Origin of the sequence: Hymenobacter frigidus (assembly GCF_014640435.1) — a bacterium.
GTDB classification, from domain to species: Bacteria; Bacteroidota; Bacteroidia; order Cytophagales; family Hymenobacteraceae; genus Hymenobacter; species Hymenobacter frigidus.
Genome location: NZ_BMGY01000031.1, coordinates 1 through 20,002, shown reverse-complemented (window position 1 = coordinate 20,002; position 20,002 = coordinate 1). Strand labels below are relative to the sequence as shown.

Sequence of the window (20,002 nt, the reverse complement as noted above, 5' to 3'; positions counted from 1 at the left end):
AGCACTGTCACATCGTGCGTACGTGGGCACCGCTGGCATCTTCCACCTTGATGTTACCGTTACCGTTGCGGTTGCTTGAAGTGCAGGTGCAGCTGATACAAGCCGCAGAGCAGGATGGCCGAGCAGAATGCTCCGGTAGCGAGTCCAATGTAACCGCCTGTACCAAAGAGGTCGTCGGCGTTCGTTTGCAGTATCATAGCAATCAGAATCAGGACTGCGCCGAAGAGAGCTTTCATGTGTGCAGAGAAAAGGGTATGCGCTATGCCTGGTGTTGATTCACGGCAGGTGTGACAAATACCGCGAAAGGTGGGTGTTTTCGATGAGGAATTCAAGCGTTGAGGAGGTTGGCATTCTCACAAACCTGAGAAAGTCGCTCCTGAGAATGCTGGACAGTGTTCCACTAGCCTGAGAACCCTCGTTGCTACATTTGTGCAAGTAGTGGTTCACGTTTCTACTCCTGTACCAAAAATCGGGAGTACTTTGTGCTAAAATTCTTAGCTGATTGAGAACGTCGGCAAAAGGGTGAGCGTTGTTGCAGGACAAGCAATAACTGCAGATACACTCTTCGTTCCCATAACCACCAGTAAGAAATTACTGTTATTGTCTGTGTAGTATCGCGCTATACTACACTTGCTTACCACACGATGGCACAAACTGATTTCATCAAAGACATTGCGAAGTACGGCCTGGAGAACGACCAGGACCGGCTCCTCGCGTCCTTGAATGAACTCATAGAGCACGCGAAGAAGAGTAAGAAAATCAACTTCGCGTTGCAGTTGCAGTCGATTCTCAAGGACTCCATTCGGCAGCATCAGACCAATGGGTTGCTGAAAGTCGGGTCGTCACAGCATCAGCAGCGTGAGGACGACCGGGAGATAAACGAGTTCATTCTCGAGAAGCTCACGTCCGACTACCAATTTGATTCGTTGGTCTGCACGGATAGTGTCAAAGAGGAGTTGAGCTACTTCATCAAAGAGCATCAATCGCTTGACGTACTGCACAAATTCGACCTGCCAGTCTCCAACAGAGTCTTGTTTTACGGTCCCCCTGGCTGTGGTAAGACGCTAGCTTCCTACGTCCTTGCGGGAGAATTGGAAAAGTTGATGCTGGTGGTGAACCTGGGAGCGATTGTGTCCTCCAAACTAGGAGAGACTAGCAAGAATCTCGCGAAGGTGTTTCGTCGGGCGGCTGCTGAAGAGTGCATTGTCTTCATTGACGAGTTTGACACACTAGGTAAGGTGCGTGACTACAGTCAAGACCATGGAGAAATGAAGCGTGTGGTGAACACACTCCTGCAACTGTTCGATTATCTCCCTAGTTCAAGCGTAGTTATTGCAGCGACCAACCAGATTGACATGATTGACGAAGCATTACTGCGGCGCTTTGATGTGAAAATCAACTTGGAACTACCTGATGAGAGTCACATCAAAGAGTTGATAAACAAGACACTCAGGTCTGGACTGGTTGAACTCGACAAGGAAAATGACTTGTCGTCAATTGTGAAGTCTTGTAAGGGGCTGTCTTACTATGGCATTCAGCGAACGCTAATCACTGCTGTGAAGCGTAGTGTCATCGCTCACCCTCGTACTAACATGACAAAACCACGCATCAACACAGACCTCTGGTTAGAGCTAGTGAGGAAGGAAAGGCAGCAGTTTAGCTCTCAATAACCAATTCAAGGTCGCCTTCTGCGTCTAGGTCAAGGGTGCCAAGGGCTTCCAAGTTGTTGCAAAGTTGCAACTCATCGTACAGGGACTGGTTCTGCTTTGCAACGGGCACATTTTCTCTGAACCGCAACACGAGCGAGTATTTGTACTCAGTAGGTAGCAAGTCTGTAACTGCTTTGGGGAGTAGTTTGTGGAAGTGGCACTCGATGGCAATCTTGAACTTGTTGTTCTCTCTGCGTAGATTCTCACGACTGATGTAAAATGAGACCTTTTGAGTGTTGCTCAGGGGTTTAGGTTTGTAGTATGCGTCTTGAGACCATCCACCCTTGAAGGTGAAAGACTTCGCTTTTCCACCATTAATCCCAAACCGTTCCGTTTTTACTCTGCCATCTGGTTGAACTGTGCGTACTTCCTCCTCGAGTATGAGCGCGCGGAAAAATCCAAATGCTAGATGAACGGGGCAGTATGCCAATGAGTAGTTGCTCACAGGAACAATTGCAAAGCAGAGAGTTGCTGTAACTTCTAGAAGAGCATCATTCTTGTGTGCGTCATTCAAATACGCAGGAATTGTCACTTCAATTGTTTCAAGAGTGCCTACTGTAATTGTGTCCTCTACGACCACAGTTATTTCGGAGTGGTCAGATGATAAGCACCTTTCTGGTACTGGTACTCCATTACCTGCAATGCCTCGCTGTTGGTGAGTTTGCAGTATGTGCTTATAAGAGTCCATGTTGACTCTTTCAGCACCGTTCACGATAAGTGCTTTGATGCTTTGCAAACGGAGGGCAGGATATCTGCGCAAGAGTTTTGCAGCGATGTTGGCAACCAATGGAGCTGAATAACTGGTGCCCATTCCCCGCTCGAAGAACTTGCCAGGCTCAATGGACAAGTACTGAATGCCTGTTGCCGCAGCGTCATCTAGCTGTGGTCCCATCGGTCGTCGGACTTGAGAGTAGTTGCCTCCTGGATAGAGGACATCCGGCTTGAAAAACTGCTTGTTTTTCATTTTCCACCTATTGCTGTCAAGGTGAAACTTACGCGAGTAGACAGTGGGCAAGGTGCTGTCTGTAAACGGGAAAGAGTCTTGCGTAATCGGTGCATCATCCTCAAGGTTTGAACCGATGGAACCGACCGTCAAGTTGTTCATGCTCTCCGCTGGACTGCAAAGGTTGGTGTCCTCGCTCAGGTAGTGGTCTGGGCAGGTTGATGTTTCGATTGCAAATTGTTTGTAGTTGCCGGTAGCAATGACAATTAGCACGTCGAGTTCCTGAGCTAGCTGGTCTAAGTAAAAAGCATAGTCAGAGTGTGATTCATCATTCCGAAGTGGATTAGCGTACCCTACAGCAAGGACGAAGATGCGTACTCCATGAGTTTCCCGAGCACGTATAATCAAGCTGCCTACGTCCTGATGTGAGATGTAACCGTGATTGCCGTTCAGAACCTTAATTGGTAGGATGCGAGCATCTGCTTCAAGTGTGCCAGTGACTACCCCGGCAAGCTGGTGTCCCAAAGCAGCAAAAGCAGCAACGGATGTTCCGTGCCCGTCGGCGTCATGGGCTGCGTTTGTTCCATCAGTGGAGTAGTCCTCTGAAACGATAAGTGGTGCAAGTGGAGTGTGTCGACTAACTCCTGTGTCAATGACACCGATTATAGGCAAGTCGTCAGCTGGAGTCGCAATCGAAAAAGGGAAACCCCTAGTAGGGAGACCAAATTGAGACTCGCGAATAAGTCCGAACGAAGAGGAATTGATGGTATGTACGACGTCAAAATTCCGTGAAATGGTGTTAACGAGTGCATTAGTCGCACCTTTGATTTCGTAGGCGTTCGTGAAGGGGTTGAAAGAGAAATCAACCCCGCTTGACCCTAGAAATTCTTCCAGGCTTGTGTTGATTGCCTCATAGCGGTCTCTAGCCTCTCCGCTGGATTCTTCCGAAACAGTGACTAAGGACAAGTAAACAGTGTCGCGTTCGTCGGGTCTAAAACGTGAGTTAATGCGTTCTGCCGAGTGGAATTGAAATGACCTGATGTACTTGACAAGCTTGTGGTAGGATGGTGATGAGTGATTCTGGCACGCTATGAAAGCTCTGACCTCTTCTAAGAAGAAAGTGAACTTTGCACGGTCTACAACTGTGAACAGACCACGGGTGTTATAATCCGAGTACTTGTTCAATCGAAGACCAAAAGTGCCGTAATAGACTGCCTCCCATTTGGCGGCATCGAACCAGTCAATAAACTCAATTTCTATGGAGGTGAGTGTTGCAGGGACTCGAAGGCTTGGTTCGCGCTCAGCTTGACGACGCCTAAATTCACTCACAAACGATGCTAGACCCACCCTGAAGCTGGTGGTCTGTTGTTGTATCAATTCAGCATTCACTTCCAGTTCAGACGAACTAGGTTCATCAGTCTTCTTCCCCCGCAAGGCTTTCTTGATTTTGTTTGCGCGCTCATGAGGGTTGAGAAGCAGAAGGTGAGGTAGTTCTCTAGGCATACAGTGTGGGATGGCAGAAAGCGTCAAGTAAAACGCTCAGTGCCACAGGTAGCTTGCTGGTGGAAGACGTTTCGTTCTGCAAAGTACAATTTTGAATCGCGTTAGTCAGATGTGGTAAGGAGTGAGATACTTTCCATGGTATGCTGACAACCATGCGACTGCAAAGGAGCCCACTCTGTATATCAGGTGAACTCCTTCTGTGTCACAGCAGATGGTCAAATACCGAGTCGAGGGTATCCGAATCGAATGAGTCGAGGTACACCATCGTCACTGCTTCTGATTTGTGACCCATTGCCTCGCTAATCAGACCGGTAGCGACGCCGCCTTTCCGCAAGCTGGTGGCGAAGGAGTGCCGGGCGACGTAGGTGGTGAGGTGAGTGTCGATGCCCGCGAGTGGGGCTAGCGCCTTCAGGTCGTGGTTCACCTGTCCGAGAATCTTGTGGAGCCGGTTTCTTACTTGCGTCGGGGTGATGTGAACCGTGGTGTCGAGGATGGTGAATAGGTAGGAATCGCGGGTACGAAAGGTCAGCGGATAGTAGCGTGCGAGGATAGCCGCGGCGGGAGGAAGCAGCTTGAGCGAGAACTTGCCGCCGGTCTTCTGGCGCTCGTAATGCAGGCGCTGGACACCCTCTTCGCTGGTTTTCACGTCACGCCAGCGGAGTTGCGCCAAGTCCACGAAGTTGATGCCACCGCAGTAGAAGGAAAACAGGAAGACGTCCATCGCCAACCGCTGCCGGTCGGTTTCGGGTACTAGCGCTTCGAACCGGCGAACGGCATCCCGACTGATGGCGCGCTTGGTGGTGCTCACATCGAACTTGCCAATGCTGAACTTGTGGATTTCTGCCGCATTCCGAGCAAACGGGTAGTGCTCCAGCTTCATGCTGCCGTTGGCAATCGCCTTGTTGAGCACGGCGCGCAACGTGCGAAACCGGAAGGAGAGCGTCGTTTCCTTGAGACCGGTGGCGCGGAGCATGGTTTCCCACTTGGTGCAAAACGGCACCGTCACCCGTTCAAAGGGCACATCGTTAGTGCCAAACTCCGCTCGAATAAACTTGCTCAGTTGGTTGCGTAGGTCGCGGTAGGTGGTTGCATTGCCGAGCTGACCGGCTTGCTCAAAACCGGTGACTAATTCGTCGGTGTATTCCAGCAACTGCACTCGTCGCAGGGCTGCACGCTCCTTGATAGCGTGAGCAAGTACAGCGTTGGCGTCATGTCGCTCGTCCGCGCTTGAAAGCGAGTCAGCGGCTTCACTGTATTTGCGCTCCCATTTGAGTATGTCTTCCAGCAGCTTCTTCCGCTGTTGCTCTGGGTAGCTCCGGCGAATCTCCTGCTTCTCTTCGTTCCAGTAGTTGGGGTGTAGTGACAAGCCGGTGGCGACGTACCTACGTTTCCGCTCTTTGGTGATGCGGACCATGAAGGGGTGAGAGCCGTCGGCCAGCGTCTTGCTTAGAAAGTAGATGACCTTCACCGTAGCTGTACCTTCTTTGTGTGCGGTGGTCTTACTCATGTTGTGTGAACCTGTGGCGGTTTACACAGCGGTTTACACAAGTGGTCCAACGAGTGTGTTTTCCCGAGCGGGGCTTCCGCACCAAATGCTGCTCAGTGCGCAGAAACGAGGTTTTTGACGCCAGGAAGTACGTCAAACGTCTCTTCCCAAGCTGAGGGTCGCGAGTTCGAACCTCGTTTCTCGCTCATTCAGGAACAGCCACTTAGCCGCGAGGTTGGGTGGCTGTTTTGTTGGCGGTGCATACCGTGGTGCATACAGCATGAACATGTTTATCAGGCAGGCGGCCGCGTCGATGACTCCCGGATGAGCAGGTGCGGCGGCAGAACGACGCGGCGGGCCTGGAAATTAGTCGCGCCCGCTTCGCGGATTTCGAGGAATAAGCGGACTGTTTCCTGGCCCAGTAGTTCGCAGCGCTGGTCTACCGAGGTCAATCGGGGCTCGGTGAAGGAGGTGAAAATCTCATTGCTGAAGCCGGCCAGGAGCATGTCCTGCGGCACGCGCAGGCCGTGTTCCTTCAGCGTTTGCAACGCGCCTACCAGTGAAAAGTCACTGGCGGAAAACAGGCCATCCGGACGCTGGGGGGCAGGCAGGGCAAGCAGCTGCTCCATACCTGCTACGCCGTCGGCGAGGGTCATATCGGAGGTGATAACCAATTCCTCGGCTTCGGCCAGGCCGTAGGTACGTAGGGCTGCCAGGTAACCCAGCCGGCGGTTGTGATATATATTGAGGTGCTGGGGGCCGGCAAAGTGCGCAATGCGCCGACAGCCCTGCTCAATGAGGTGGGTAGTGACTTGGTAGGCGCCCTGATAGTCGTCCAGTACCACGGCATTCACGCCAAGGGTTTCCAGCATGCGGTCGAAAAACACCAAGGGAATGCCGCGCTGGTGCACTTTCTCGAAATGCCGGGTGTCGTGGGTGGTGCGCGAGAGGGAAACAAGAATGCCTTCCACCTGCGCGTTTATCAGCGTGTCGATGTTGCGTTTCTCATGCTCCACATCTTCGTTCGACTGGCAAATCATGACCTTGAAACCGGCCTTGGTGGCCACCGTTTCGATGCCGTGCACCACCGAGGCGAAAAAAGTGCCTTCGATGTGCGGCACCAGTACGCCCAGCAGGTTGCTACGCCCCGTGCGCAGCCCGGCCGCCAAGTGGTTGGGGTGGTAGTTCAGCTCCTGCGCCAGCTGCTGCACCCGGAGCCGGGTAGCGGCGCTGATGACGGAGTTGTCGTTCAGGGCCCGGGATACGGTGGACGGCGATAAATTCAGCGCCTTGGCCAGGTCGGCGATAGAAGCGCGGTTGTTTTGCACGGCGGGGAGGAGAGGAATTATAAATTAAGAATGAAGCATTAAAAATGAGCAGCGAGTAACGCAGGCCGTTTTCAATGCTTCATGTTTAATGGCTAAGTGCTTGTTCTAAATTAATTGTGCAATCAGAACGTCATGCTGAGCTTGTCGAAGCATCTCTACCGCACCGTCTGAAACCGTTCTGTAGAGATGCTTCGACAAGCTCAGCATGACGCCCTAATGCCTCGTTTAATTTTGTGCAGACACTTAGCGAGCGCTACCAGAACTTCACATACAGGGCCGAAATCAACAGCAGAATGACGGTGATGAGCACCAGCTGCGAGGGCTTGACGCGGAACATGCCCTTGTCGAGGTGCAGGGCTTTGGGGTTGACCACTGGCCCGGCCAGGCTGATGACGGCCATCAGGGCCACCGTGAGGAAAAACGACCAGCCCATGCTCACCAGAAACGGTACTTCGTAGATGCCCTTATCATTGCGGAAAGCTGAATACATCAAGGTTTCCGGACCAAATAGGGAGGCTGCGAAGTCGTTAAAAAACAACGAGAAGCCGAAGCCTGCCAGCACCCCGACGATGGCCGCCGTGGCCGTGGTGCGCTTCCAGAACATGCCGAGCAGGAACACAGCCACGATGCCGGGCGAGATATAGCCCGTGTATTTCTGCACGAACGTGAAGCCGCCGTTGCCGCCCACACCCAGCAAGTCTTCCCAGGTGAAGGCAATGGCCAGCAGCATGGCGACGAATACTGTGATGCGGCCCACCAGCACGAGCTTGGCCTCGGAAGCGCCGGGGTTGAGGTAGCGGCGATAAATGTCAAGAGTAAAAATGGTCGAAATCGAGTTGACTTTGCCGGCCAGCGAAGCCACGATAGCCGCCGTGAGGGCAGCCAACGACAAGCCTTTCAGGCCATTGGGCAGGAAGGTAAGAATGGCCGAGTAGGCGTTATCGGGGTTCAGGCCGGCGCCGCCGGCGCTCATTTCGGCTTGCAGGCTGCCTTGCTGGTGCAGCACGTAGGCCGCAATGCCAGGCAGCACCACCACCAGCGGCATTATCAGCTTGAGCAGGGCCGCAAACAGGATGCCGGTGCGTGCCGTGGGCAGGTCGGCCCCGAGGGCGCGCTGGGTGATGTACTGGTTGCAGCCCCAGTAGTTGAGGTTGGCCACCCACTGCCCGCCGGTGTACATTACCAGGCCGGGCAGGGCCAGGTATTTACTCACGTAAGCCTGCGGCGAGTCGGGCGTGGGCTTCTCGAATATCATGTGGAAATGGTCGCTGGCCGCGTGGGTCAGGGTTTGGAAACCGGCGATGGCGCTGCTGCCCAAACCAAATTTTTCGCTTACCAAGGTTAGGGCCAGGTAGCTGGTAGCCAGGCCGCCCAGCAGCAGCACGCCCACCTGAATAACGTCGGTGTAGCCCACTACTTTCATGCCGCCCAGGGTGATGAACAGCGCGAACACCGCCAGCCCTACCAGGATGTAGTGGAAGCTGTTGCCGTTCACGTCGCCCACCAGGTTATTGATGGCCAGGGCGCCGAGGTACAGGATAACCGTGAGGTTGACGGCCACGTAGAGAAAGAGCCAGAAAATGCTCATAATCAGGCTCAGAGTAGCGTTATAGCGCTGCTCCAGAAACTGCGGCATGGTGTAGATTTTCTGCCGCAGATAAATCGGCATGAAGTACACGGCCACGAAAATGAGGACGATGGCCGCCACCCATTCGTAAGCCGCCACGGCCAGGCCCTGCGAAAAGCCGGCCCCGGAGGCTCCGATGAACTGCTCAGCCGAAATATTCGAGGCAATCATGCTGGCCCCAATGGCCCACCATGTCAGCGAGCCTTCGGCCAGGAAGTAGTCCTGGGAGTTGAGCTGCGACGTTTGCTTGCGCTTGTAGATGTAATACCCGTAGCCCGAAACCCCCAGGATGTAAAACAGGAAAACCAGGTAATCAAGGGTAGAAAGTCCGTTGCGCACAAGGCAAAGTGAGATTTAGCGGAGGATGAGTAAAGGTGTTGTTGGGTAGTGTTATGCTGAGCTTATCGAAGCATCTCTACTGCAAGGGTAAATGAATTACTTGTGCGGTAGAGATGCTTCGACTACGCTCAGCATGACGTTTACATTAATTGACGGAGACAGCCTTGTAGTGCACTTCCGATTGGCTCCGCAGGCGCTCGGCGGCCCACTCGGGCGTGATGTCGCGCTGGGCATTGGCCAGCAGCTCGTAGCCCACCATGAACTTGCGTACCGTGGCTGAGCGCAACAGTGGCGGGAAAAAGTGCATGTGCAGGTGCCATTCCGGGTGCGCCTGGCCGTCGGTAGGCTGCTGGTGCAGGCCCGCTGAATACGGGAAAGACGTCTGGAACAGGTTGTCGTAGTGAATGGTGAGGCGGCGCAACGCATCGGCGAAGGCATCTTTTTCGGCCTCGTTCAATTGGGTGAGGTCGCTCACGGCGCGACGCGGTAGCAGCAGCGTTTCGAAGGGCCAGCCGGCCCAGAATGGCACCAACGCCACCCAATGCTCGTTTTCGAGCACCAAGCGGGTTTTTTCCGCCAGCTCTATTGCCAAGTAATCGGTGAGCAGCGTGCGGCCGTGCTCCTGATAGTAGGCCAGCTGCTGCACGCTTTCCTTGGCGGGCTCGCCGGGCACGGTGCGCTGGGCCCAAATCTGGCCGTGCGGGTGTGGGTTTGAGCAGCCCATGACGGCCCCTTTGTTCTCAAAAATCTGGACGTAGCCAATGTCCGGCCGCGCCCCCAGGGTACGGTACTCGTCGGTCCACACGTCCACCACGCCCCGGATGGCGGCGGGGCTCATTTCGGGCAGGGTCAGGTCGTGGCGCGGCGAGAAGCAGATGACGCGGCCCACGCCACTTTCAGATTCGGCCCGCAGCAGCCCGCCCTGGTTGAGCTGGCCGGCGGGCACGTCGTCGCGCAGGGCGGCAAAGTCGTTGTCGAAAACGAAGGTGCCGGTATAATCAGGATTTGGCGCGCCGTTGGCGCGCACGTTGCCGGGGCAGAGGTAGCAGGTGGGGTCGTGCGCCGGGCGGGTTTCGGTGTCGGGGGCTTCCTGCTGGCCCTGCCAGGGGCGCAGTGCCCGGTGCGGCGACACCAGCAGCCATTCGCCGTTCAGGGGATTGTAGCGCCGGTGGGGGTGCTGCGCCAGGTCGAAAGAAGGATGCTCGGCCATAAAAATCAGTTGGAAGCTAGGGCGGGCAGCAGCGTTGATACGCCGCCCACAATGGTGGTTTGGTAGGTTTCGAGGGATAAGCCCATCTGCTGCTGGTAGGCCGCCGTGGTGGTAGCAATGAATTCGGCCACGGCGGCGGCCGGAATCAGGTTGATGGTGCAGCCGCCGAAGCCGCCACCCATCATGCGCGCCCCCAGCACGCTGGGCTGGCTTTCGGCAATCCGGACCAGGGCGTCCAGTTCGGGGCAACTTACTGCATAATCGTCGCGTAGGCCGGCGTGCGAGGCGTACATCTGCTGGCCAAAGGCGGCCATGTCGCCGGCCACCAGGTAATCACAGGCGGCTGCCACGCGCTGGTTTTCCTGCACCACGTAGCGGCAGCGGCGGTACACCACCGGGCGCAGCTCGGCGCGGTGGGCCTCCAGCAGCGGCAGCGTCACGTCGCGCAGGCTCTTTATTTCGGGGTAGTGCCGGTGCAACTGGGCCACGCCTTCCTCGCACTCCTGGCGGCGGGTGTTGTACTCCGAGCTGGCCAGGCTGTGCTTCACGCCCGAGTTGCACAGCACCAAATGGTAGGCGGCCGAATCGAAAGGGAAATACTGGTACTCCAGCGAACGGCAATCGAGGCGCACTACTTGGTCGGCCTGGCCAAACAGGCCGGCAAACTGGTCCATGATGCCGCACTGCACGCCCGCAAACTCGTGCTCAGCCCGCTGGCTGATGCGGGCCAGCTCCAGCCGGCTCAGGTTGGTGTGCAGCAGGTGGTCGAGGGCGAAGGCCAGGCCGCACTCCACGGCCGCCGACGAGGACAGGCCGGCGCCCATCGGAATGTTGCCGCCAAACATGCAGTCGAAACCCGGCACCACCACGCCCCGCTGCTGAAACTGCGCCACCACGCCTTTTAGGTAGTTGGCCCACAAGGTCTGGCCGGGTTGCACCGGGCCGTCGCCCAACGGCTGGTCGTAGGCCTCGTCCTTATCGAGCGAGTAGAGCCGAATAGTATTCAACCCATTTAGACCCACGGCGAACACGATTTCTCTGTCGATAGCGGCCGGTAGCACGAAGCCGCCATTGTAGTCCGTGTGCTCCCCTATGAGATTAACCCGCCCCGGGGCCCTGACCAGCAACGGGGTGTACCCGTAGCGGCGTTGGAAAAAGGCCGCAGCGTTCTGTGCTAACATGTTGATGAGTCGTGTATAGCTTGTTGAAGAGTTGGAGTCCAGCGAGATGGGAAGGGGCCCGCAAATCTATGCAATCGATTGCACAAAGAAAACTGCTTTCTGAATGATGATTGATTAATAGCGCTGATGCACATTAAAATGAGCTAGTTTACTGTGAAAATTATCGAATCAGGTGAATTAAAGCCTGTGACAAAGGACGTGTTTGTTTCATAGCGGATATAGAGCCAAAACAGGGTTGAAATGAATACAACTGCTTATTACCAATTCATATAGACTAAGCTCTTATTTTCAGTGACATAAAATCAAAATATGGAAATTATTAGTGGATAATAAACAGCCCGACTATATTTATGCAATCGTTTGCAAATTCAGGAATAAGCAGGTTACGGCCGTCTTTTCGCAACACCGGTTCCCTTGTTCGTAATCATCGCCCCACTCGACAATATGCCGTTAATTTTTCTCTGCCGCTTTCTCTGCCTCATTGCCCTGGTAATAGGCATTTGCCCAGCCACCGCCCAAACGGCGGCCAGTGTCCGCCAACCAACTGGTGACGTGTATGTCGACCTGCAGGGCGTGCTGCGCTGGCAGCAGAATAAGCAGGAGGTGGCGCTGTTTGGGGTGAATTACACGGCCCCGTTTGCCTACGCCTACCGGGCCGGGCAAAAGGTGGGGGCCGATGCCGAAAAAGCCATTGCTCAGGATGTTTACCATCTTTCACGGCTCGGCCTCGATGCGTTTCGGGTGCACGTGTGGGACGTGGAGATTACCGATACGCTCGGCAATCTGCAGCAAAATGAACACCTGCGCCTGCTCGACTACCTCGTGGACCAACTGAAGCAGCGCGGCATTAAAGTGGTGCTGACGCCCATCGCGTATTGGAACAACGGCTACCCGGAGAAGGACACCGGTACCGGGTTTTCCAGTATTTATTCCAAGGTGCAGGCCTACACCAATCCGCGGGCCATTCGGGCGCAGGAGAATTACCTGACGCAGTTTCTCAACCACCGCAATACCTACACCAAGCAGCTCAACCGCGAAGACCCGGACATCATTGCCTTCGAGGTGTGCAACGAGCCCCGCTACCGCAAGCCCGAGGCGGAGGTAACGGCCTTTGCCAACCGCATGGTGGCGGCCATGCGGGCCACGGGCTACCGCAAGCCCATCTTTTACAACGTTTCGGAAAACCCCGACGTGGCCGAGGCCATTCTGGCGGCTAACGTGGATGGCCTCACGTTTCAGTGGTACCCGGCCGGGCTGGTGAGTGGGCACACTATGCGCGGCAACCTGCTGCCGCACGTAGACCAGTACCCTATTCCGTTTCGCGACGACCCGCGGTTTAAGCGCCGTGCCAAGCTGGTGTATGAGTTCGAGTCGGCCGACATTATTCAGCCGGTGATGTACCCGTTTATGGCGCGGAGCTTCCGGGAGGCGGGTTTTCAGTGGGCTACGCAGTTTGCCTACGACCCCCTGGCCATTGCCTATGCCAACACCGAGTACCAGACCCATTACCTGAACCTGGCTTACACCCCGGGCAAAGCCATCAGCATGCTCATTGCCAGCAAAGTGTTTCACCGGGTGGGCCGGGGCCAAACCTTTGGCCGCTACCCCCAGGATTCGGTGTTCGATGCCTTTCGGGTGAGCTACCGGCAGGGGCTGAGCGAAATGAACACCGACGAGGAGTTTTATTACACGACTTCTACCCAAACAGTTGCCCGGCGGGCATCGCGCTTGCGTCACGTGGCCGGCGTGGGCAGCTCACCGCTAGTGCAGTACGGTGGCACTGGGGCCTATTTCCTCGACCGGCTGGCGGCTGGTGTGTGGCGACTGGAAGTGCTGCCCGATGCCGTAGCCATCCGTGACCCGTTCGAAACCGCGTCGTTGAAAAAGCCAGTCACTCAAATTCTGTGGAATGACCAGCCCTTGCGCCTGACTCTGGCCGAGCTGGGCAACCGATTCAGCCTGCGCGGGCTCAACGAAGGCAACACCGCCCAAAGCCAGGCCACCGATGGCCGCGTGACGGTGCGGCCGGGCGTGTACATCGTGGCCGCGGCTGGCAAAAACACCAGCGCCTGGACGGCACAGTCGCAACTAGGCAGCCTGCGGTTGGGGGAATACGCGGCTCCCGCGCCCACCGTGCTGGGACCGCAGGTGCGGCACACGCCCGTAGCCCAGGCCACGGCGGGCCAGTCGCTCACCATTCGGGCCACTTTAACGGGTTTGGAAGCTGCCGACAGCGTTTTCCTCATTGCCCAACACTACTACGGCCGCACCCAGGCCCTGCCCATGCGCCGGCCCGCCTACGCTACCGTCGAAGTCACCGTGCCAGCGGAGCTCACCTACGCCGGCCTGCTGCGCTATTGGATAGTGCTGAAAAAAGCCGGCCAGCAGCTCACGTTTCCGGGGGGCTTCAGCGGCTCGCCGCGCGACTGGGACTATTTCTCGCAGGAGCATTGGGAGGTGCCGTTGGTGGCGGCCAATACGCCCCTGTTCTTGTTCCAGGCTGGGGTTGACAAGGAGCAGGTGGAGGCGCGCGGCCTGCACCGCAACAACTGGGTTGATTACGTTACGACCGAGGCTGCCGGAGCGCTGGCTCTGCGTTTCGTGCAGGGCGTAACGAAGCCCGGCACGCCTGCATTAGCGGCGGAAGCCGGACCAGCCGCGTCTTTGCGGGCCTACTTCGGCGACAAACTGCTGGGCCGAATGACTGAACTATCCGCTTTTAAGGAAGTAGTGGTGCGAGCCCGCGCCAGCCAGCCGGTGGGCGTGCAGGTGCGGCTGGCCACCAAGGATGCCGCCGCTTTTGCCGCCCCGGTAACGCTAACCACCCAAATGCAGGAAGTACGAATTCCGTTGAGCGCATTCCAGCCAAGCGCCCTGCTGCTGAGCCCGCGGCCGTACCCAGGCTTTTTGCCGCTGCAATTTCAGAGCGCCGGGAAGCCGGCATTCAAGCTGGCCGATGCCGAGGTACTGCAACTTTTGGTTGATGCCGCCACGTCAGTTGGGAGCGAGCCCGTGCAGGTCGATATTGAATCGGTGCAGCTGCGGTAAAGCGACCGCACTCAGGGCTACTTTACTTCCAACATAATTACCGACTTGGGCGGTAAGACCACAGCTAGCTTATTGCCGCGCTTTTTGGCGCCGGTGAAGGCCGCGGGCTTGATGATGCCGGGCTGGTCGAACGTATTGTAGTCGCTTACACTGGCTGAGGTCACGATGCGGCCCGTCACCGTTTTCCAGCTTACACCGGGCAAGGCGGTTTCGAGGGTCAGGGGTTTATTCGGGTCGAGATTGACCAGCGAGATATGGACCGTGCCATTCTTGTCTTTCGAGGCTGAGGCGTTTAGCGCCGGGATTTTTTCCGTGCCCAGCGTGTAGTCGGGGCTGGCAAACTGCAGGGGCAGCCATTCGGCATCCTGACGCACCTGGTAGATGTCGAATACGTGGTAGGTGGGCGTGAGCAGCATCTTTTCCTTGTCGGTGAGGATGACGGCCTGGAGCACGTTCACGGCCTGGGCCAGGTTGGCGCCCCGCACCCGGTCGCAGTGGTTGTTGAAGATGTTAGACTTGTTCCCGAATAGGAATGGTTGAAATTTTTAGCGGATTTTGATAACTGAATGGTCTTTTTTGCTTGACCAAGCCAGTATTCCTTGGCTTTTTGAGCAGCCACCGTTTCCGGCTCCAAATACGGCTTGGAAAACACCCGACCTCTTGTTGAGGAATAGGTCTATTGTATGGCTTGGCGCTGGTGGGTGCGCTTGTCTTTTACCGCCGGGTAACGATGACGCAAGAGCAGCTCAAGAATAAGCTGGTACTGGAGCACTTCCGGGTGGAGCAGGAGAAGAAGCTGACCAACATGAAGTTGAGCTTCTTTACCAACCTCTCACACGAGCTGCGCACGCCCCTCACGCTCATCCTCGGGCCCATGGAGTCGTTGCTGGCGGCAGCCAACCGGTTTGCCAGCCAAAAGGAAAATATCCAGCTGATGCACAAGCAGACGCACAAGCTGCTGGACCTGGTGAATCAACTCCTCGACTTTCGAAAAGTGGAAGCCGGCCAGGTTCCGCTCCGGGCCGCCCCGCGCGATGTAATCGGTTTTCTGACGGAAATATTCCTGCTCTTCAAGCTGAAAGCCCGGGAGCGCAGCCTCACCTACACTTTTGCCGGCCCCACCGAGGCCGTGGAGCTGTACTTTGATGCCGGCAAATTGGAAATCGTGCTGACCAATCTACTGGCTAACGCCTTTAAGTATACCCCCGAAGGTGGCGAAATCGGGTTGGTGGTCACTGCCATCGGCCAGCCCGGCAGCCCGGCCGTATTCACAAACTCCAAGCTGTCTGGCAACTACCTGGAGATAAAAGTGTTGGACCGGGGCACGGGTATCTCGCCCGAGGAGGTGGCCCATGTGTTCGATGCGTATTACCAGGCGTCGCAAACGAATAGCCTGCGCATAATGGGCACCGGCATTGGCCTGTCGCTGGTGAAGCAGTTCGTGGAACGCCACGCCGGAGAAATTACCGTAGCCAGCCAACTGAACCAGGGCACAACCTTCACCATGCGTCTGCCCTTCGGTCGGGAACATTTGATGGCCAACGACCTGGCCCCGGCTGGGCTTGCCAGTACGCCAGCCCCGCATATCCTGGCCGCTGCCCCGGTAGCCGTTGCGGAGGCTGAAGAAGCCGCCGGAGACTACGAAACAGAAGAAGCATTTAGCGGCGGGCGGCTGCTTATCGTGGAGGATAACGACGACCTGCGCCAGTACTTGGTGCAATTGTTCAGCTCGGATTCCGAGGCGACGGTCGCCGCCGATGGGGTAGAGGGCTGGGCGCTGGTGCAGTCACTACTGCTCGACCTTGTGCTCAGCGATATCATGATGCCCCGCAGCGATGGGCTCGAGCTATGCCAGAAAATCAAGCAGGCTCCGAAAACGCTGCACATTCCGGTGGTGCTGCTCACGGCCCGCACGGCGGCCGTGCACGAAGTGGAGGGCTTGGAGACCGGGGCCGACGACTACGTCAGCAAGCCCTTCAACCCCAAAGTGCTGCATGCCAAAGTGGTGGCTATTCTGCGCAACCGGAGCCGGCTGCGCGAGTTCTACCAGCGGCAGCTCCTGCTGGAACCCACAGAAATCATCATTCCAGAGGCGGATAAGCTGTTTCTGGAAAAAGCCATGAAAGTGGTGGAGGACAACCTGACCGAGCCCGAATTCAATGTGCAGGGCCTCGTGCGGGAAATGGGCATGAGTCAGTCGTTGTTTTATCGCCGCGTGAAAAGTATCACCGGGCAGTCAGTCGTCGAATTTATCCGCGACATTCGCCTGAAGCGGGCGGCCCAGCTCCTTACAAGTACGTCCCTGCGCGTGTCGGACGTGGCCTATCAGGTCGGCATGCAGGACCTGAAGCACTTCCGGACGGTATTCCAGAACCTGCACAAAATGTCGCCTTCCGAATACGCCAGGCAGCACCGCAGCGGCGAGTCGGTAGCCGCCCCAACGGCCTCAATCTGATACATAATATGAGAACCACCCTGTTCGTCTTGTTGCTGCTAAATGCGTGGTACCGCGCCGCTGCGCAGGCTCCCACGCCACTAACCGCCCGTCAGGATAAGGTGAGCCTGACTTTCGCCGTGGGGCCGGACGGCTATCCCACGTACGCTGTTTCCTATGGCCCCAAACCGGTCATCAACTCCTCGCGCCTGGGCCTGTCTTTCGCCGATGGCCGGGGCTTTGATGGCCCGCTGGTGCTGGTGGGCAGCGAAACGAAGGACGTGGACGAAACCTGGCAGCCGGTGTGGGGCGAAGTCAGGAACATTCGCAACCATTATCAGCAGCTCACGGTGCACCTGCGCCAACCCGCCGCCACCGGCCGCAAGCTCGACGTAGTGTTTCGTGTATTCGCCGATGGAGTGGGCTTCCGTTACGAAGTGCCAGCGCAGCCCGGTCTCGCTTACTTCACCGTGCAGGACGAGCAAACCGAGTTCAACCTGCCCGGCAACCACAAGGCTTTCTGGATTCCCGGCGACTACGATTCCAACGAATACGCTTACACCACCAGCCGCGTGAGTGAGGTGAATACCGCGCCCATTGAGGCAATCCAAATGAAGTCGGCCCCCAACCGGGTGCAAACCCCGCTCATGCTTAAGTCGGACGATGGCCTGTACGTCAACATCCACGAAGCTGCGTTGGTGAACTACCCCGCCATGTTCCTGAATGTGAACGTCCAAACGTTTAGTCTCACCAGCCAGCTCGTGCCCGATGCCACCGGCACGGGGGCCAAAGCGTATTTGCAGGCCCCTGAGCACACGCCCTGGCGCACTATCGTGGTGGCGGATAATGCCCCCGCCGTGCTGGCCAGTAAGCTGATTCTGAATTTGAATGAGCCCACCAAACTCACCGAAACCAGTTGGATTACACCCCAGAAATTCGTGGGCGTGTGGTGGGAGATGCATGTCAACCGCGCCAGCTGGAACTACGCCGACACCAGCAACCTCAAGCTGGCGGGCACCAACTGGGCCAGGCTCAAGCCCAACGGCCACCACGGCGCCAATACCGCCAACGTGAAGCGCTACATTGACTTCGCCGCTCAGCACCACATTGCCGGGGTGCTGGTAGAAGGATGGAACGTGGGGTGGGAGGACTGGGCCAATAACTGGAAGGAGGAAGTATTCGATTTCGTGACACCATACCCCGACTATGATGTGGACGAGCTGCAGCGCTACGCTGCGGCGAAAGGCGTGAAAATCATCATGCACCACGAAACCAGTAGTTCCGTCACCAACTACGAGCGCCGCCAGGATGCGGCCTACCGCTTTATGAAGCAGCACGGCTACGACGCCGTGAAAACCGGCTACGTGGGCCGCATCATTCCGCGCGGCGAGCACCACGACGGGCAGTGGATGGTGAACCACTACGCGCATACCGCCCAGCTCACGGCCGATAGCCACATTATGGTCGACATGCACGAAGCCGTGCGCCCCACCGGCCTGCACCGCACCTATCCCAACTGGATGGCCAACGAAGCGGCCCGTGGCAACGAGTTTAACGCCTGGAGCAGCGGCAACCCGCCTGAACACGAAACCATTCTGCCTTTCACGCGCCTCATGGGCGGCCCGATGGACTACACGCCCGGCATCTTCCAGATCCAGCTGGAAAGCTGGAACCCCGCCCGCAACAAGGGCCGCCAGGTGCATACCACGCTGGCCAAGCAGCTGGCCTTGTACGTGACCATGTACTCACCCCTGCAAATGGCCGCCGACCTGCCCGAAGCCTATAACAAGCACCTCGATGCCTTCCAGTTCATTGAGGATGTGCCCGTAGACTGGGACGATACCCGCATCCTGGCCGCCGAGCCGGGCGACTACCTCACCACCGTGCGCAAAGCCAAGGGCAAAGACGAGTGGTACCTGGGCAGCATCACCGACGAAAATCCCCGTCAGCAACCCGTAAAGCTCGATTTCCTGACCCCCGGTCAGCGTTACGAAGCCATTATCTACGCCGATGGCAAAGGGGCTAATTGGCAGAAGAACCCCATGGCCTACCGCATTTCCCGGCAAGTGGTCGACAGCAAGTCGGCGCTCACGCTGCAGCTGGCCCCAGGCGGCGGCGCGGCCGTGAGCTTCAAGCCAGTTAAGAAGTAGTTCTTAAACGCCCCAATCGGCGGTTTCACAACGGGTTTCCAGGCAGTCTATATATAGGTAGCCACCCGACCCTCCGCGTCTTCAAAGCTGCGCCCTGCCAACCGGTCCGTTCAATGCCCGGACGCGAATGGTCGCTCCCAATGCTTAGCGATGGGTGTTCACCGACCGGAAAACCGCTCTGAGTCCCTTCCCAATTTCCTTACGTGTCTGTCTGACCCATCGTATTCAAGTACAGCCTAACCATTCTGGCTGCCCTGAGTTTAGTAGGCCTCTTCCAGCAGCAAGCAACTGATAGGCTACGCAACTGGTGTGTCCCGACATAACGCAGGCTCACAAGTAGCACCTGACTGCTCAAGCCACAGGCCCCGCAACCCATCGTGGCACCATTACACCATATAGTATAGGTAACGTGCGTCACCAAAACCATCGGTGCTAGGCAGGCCCTGGTCTGGTCAGCGTACGTAGCGCGGCTACCACTCACACCCTACCCACAACATCAGCCAGCTCTGTCTTGAGCCAATCCTCAAAGCGGTCCATTCACGCCAACCTCACAGATTCCGTGTCACCCTGCGGGCATCCTACACTGATGAGGCAGTATTAGCCAACTGAATTGCGTCAACCTCGGTCTGGAAAAGTAAGCAGGTAATTCATGCCGTAGCTAAGCCACCAGGCTACCTCATTCCAGCCCGACCCCACTACTACTACGATACTATGTGTGCAGAAGCCTTTCGTATTAGTGTATAGTATCGCGTTTTGGCTGATTCGAGAAGGCACCAAGCTAGCAAGTACGAACGCAAGCTCACGTCTATTCTTCCACTCCGTGCCCTAAAACGCCATTTCAAACCTATAAACAGAGCCTCATCACTAACCCCAGCCCTCATGTAGAACTACCATATGAATAGGCTTGCGTATTTGTCAAGCACATAATCGTCTCAACAGCAACAGATAGATACTAGGAACAACACTATTATCATTTGCTCCCTTGCATCTCTAGCATTTTCCCGTATTTTTGCACTCCCAAATCGAACGGAGCTGGGCACCACG

11 protein-coding genes and 1 pseudogene are annotated in these 20,002 nt (G+C 56.5%); 4 read left to right on the top strand and 8 right to left on the bottom strand.

The genetic code is table 11. The annotated features are described in order from the left end of the window. Positions 1–59: 59 nt before the first annotated feature. Positions 60–236: a hypothetical protein gene (locus tag IEW17_RS14865; protein ID WP_188562847.1), complete on the bottom strand. Its 177-nt coding sequence runs from the start codon at positions 234–236 to the stop codon at positions 60–62. Positions 237–644: 408 nt separating this feature from the next. Between IEW17_RS14865 and IEW17_RS14860 the strand changes: the two genes are divergently transcribed. Beyond that, complete coding sequence (locus tag IEW17_RS14860) at positions 645–1,670, top strand: AAA family ATPase (protein ID WP_188562846.1); 1,026 nt, start codon at positions 645–647, stop codon at positions 1,668–1,670. On the opposite strand, the gene IEW17_RS14855 is transcribed toward IEW17_RS14860, so the two are convergent. The 6 genes from IEW17_RS14855 to galK form a co-directional block, all read right to left on the bottom strand. Continuing rightward, positions 1,657–4,155 carry a S8 family peptidase gene (locus IEW17_RS14855; protein ID WP_188562845.1) on the bottom strand — a complete coding sequence of 833 codons (2,499 nt, stop codon included), beginning with the start codon at positions 4,153–4,155 and terminating at the stop codon, positions 1,657–1,659. The genes IEW17_RS14860 and IEW17_RS14855 overlap by 14 nt on opposite strands. Before the next feature lie 202 nt (positions 4,156–4,357). Beyond that, positions 4,358–5,662, bottom strand: a complete 1,305-nt coding sequence (locus tag IEW17_RS14850; RefSeq protein ID WP_188562844.1) for a site-specific integrase — start codon at positions 5,660–5,662, stop codon at positions 4,358–4,360. Positions 5,663–5,934: 272 nt separating this feature from the next. Further along, complete coding sequence (locus IEW17_RS14845) at positions 5,935–6,969, bottom strand: LacI family DNA-binding transcriptional regulator (protein ID WP_188562843.1); 1,035 nt, start codon at positions 6,967–6,969, stop codon at positions 5,935–5,937. Between the two features lie 253 nt (positions 6,970–7,222). Then, positions 7,223–8,935, bottom strand: coding sequence for a sodium:solute symporter family transporter (locus IEW17_RS14840; protein ID WP_188562842.1), 1,713 nt, complete (start codon positions 8,933–8,935; stop codon positions 7,223–7,225). Positions 8,936–9,080: 145 nt separating this feature from the next. Then, complete coding sequence (locus IEW17_RS14835) at positions 9,081–10,145, bottom strand: UDP-glucose--hexose-1-phosphate uridylyltransferase (RefSeq protein ID WP_188562841.1); 1,065 nt, start codon at positions 10,143–10,145, stop codon at positions 9,081–9,083. 5 nt (positions 10,146–10,150) lie between these two features. Next, the gene (gene galK, locus IEW17_RS14830) at positions 10,151–11,326 is read right to left on the bottom strand and encodes a galactokinase (protein WP_188562840.1); all 1,176 of its coding nucleotides are present in this window, start codon (positions 11,324–11,326) and stop codon (positions 10,151–10,153) included. A 444-nt stretch (positions 11,327–11,770) separates the two neighbouring features. Here galK and IEW17_RS14825 point away from each other — a divergent pair, with 444 nt between their 5' ends. Next, positions 11,771–14,374, top strand: a complete 2,604-nt coding sequence (locus tag IEW17_RS14825; RefSeq protein WP_188562839.1) for a cellulase family glycosylhydrolase — start codon at positions 11,771–11,773, stop codon at positions 14,372–14,374. A 17-nt stretch (positions 14,375–14,391) separates the two neighbouring features. Here the strand turns inward: IEW17_RS14825 and IEW17_RS14820 are convergent. After that, positions 14,392–14,886 (bottom strand): annotated as a pseudogene (locus IEW17_RS14820) (alpha-L-arabinofuranosidase C-terminal domain-containing protein); the annotation flags it as partial. A 218-nt stretch (positions 14,887–15,104) separates the two neighbouring features. Between IEW17_RS14820 and IEW17_RS14815 the strand changes: the two are divergent. Then, entirely contained in the window at positions 15,105–16,829 is a 1,725-nt protein-coding gene (locus IEW17_RS14815; RefSeq protein WP_188562838.1) for a response regulator, read from the top strand. Between the two features lie 8 nt (positions 16,830–16,837). Then, positions 16,838–18,958: a glycoside hydrolase family 97 protein gene (locus IEW17_RS14810; RefSeq protein ID WP_188562837.1), complete on the top strand. Its 2,121-nt coding sequence runs from the start codon at positions 16,838–16,840 to the stop codon at positions 18,956–18,958. Positions 18,959–20,002 lie beyond the last annotated feature (1,044 nt).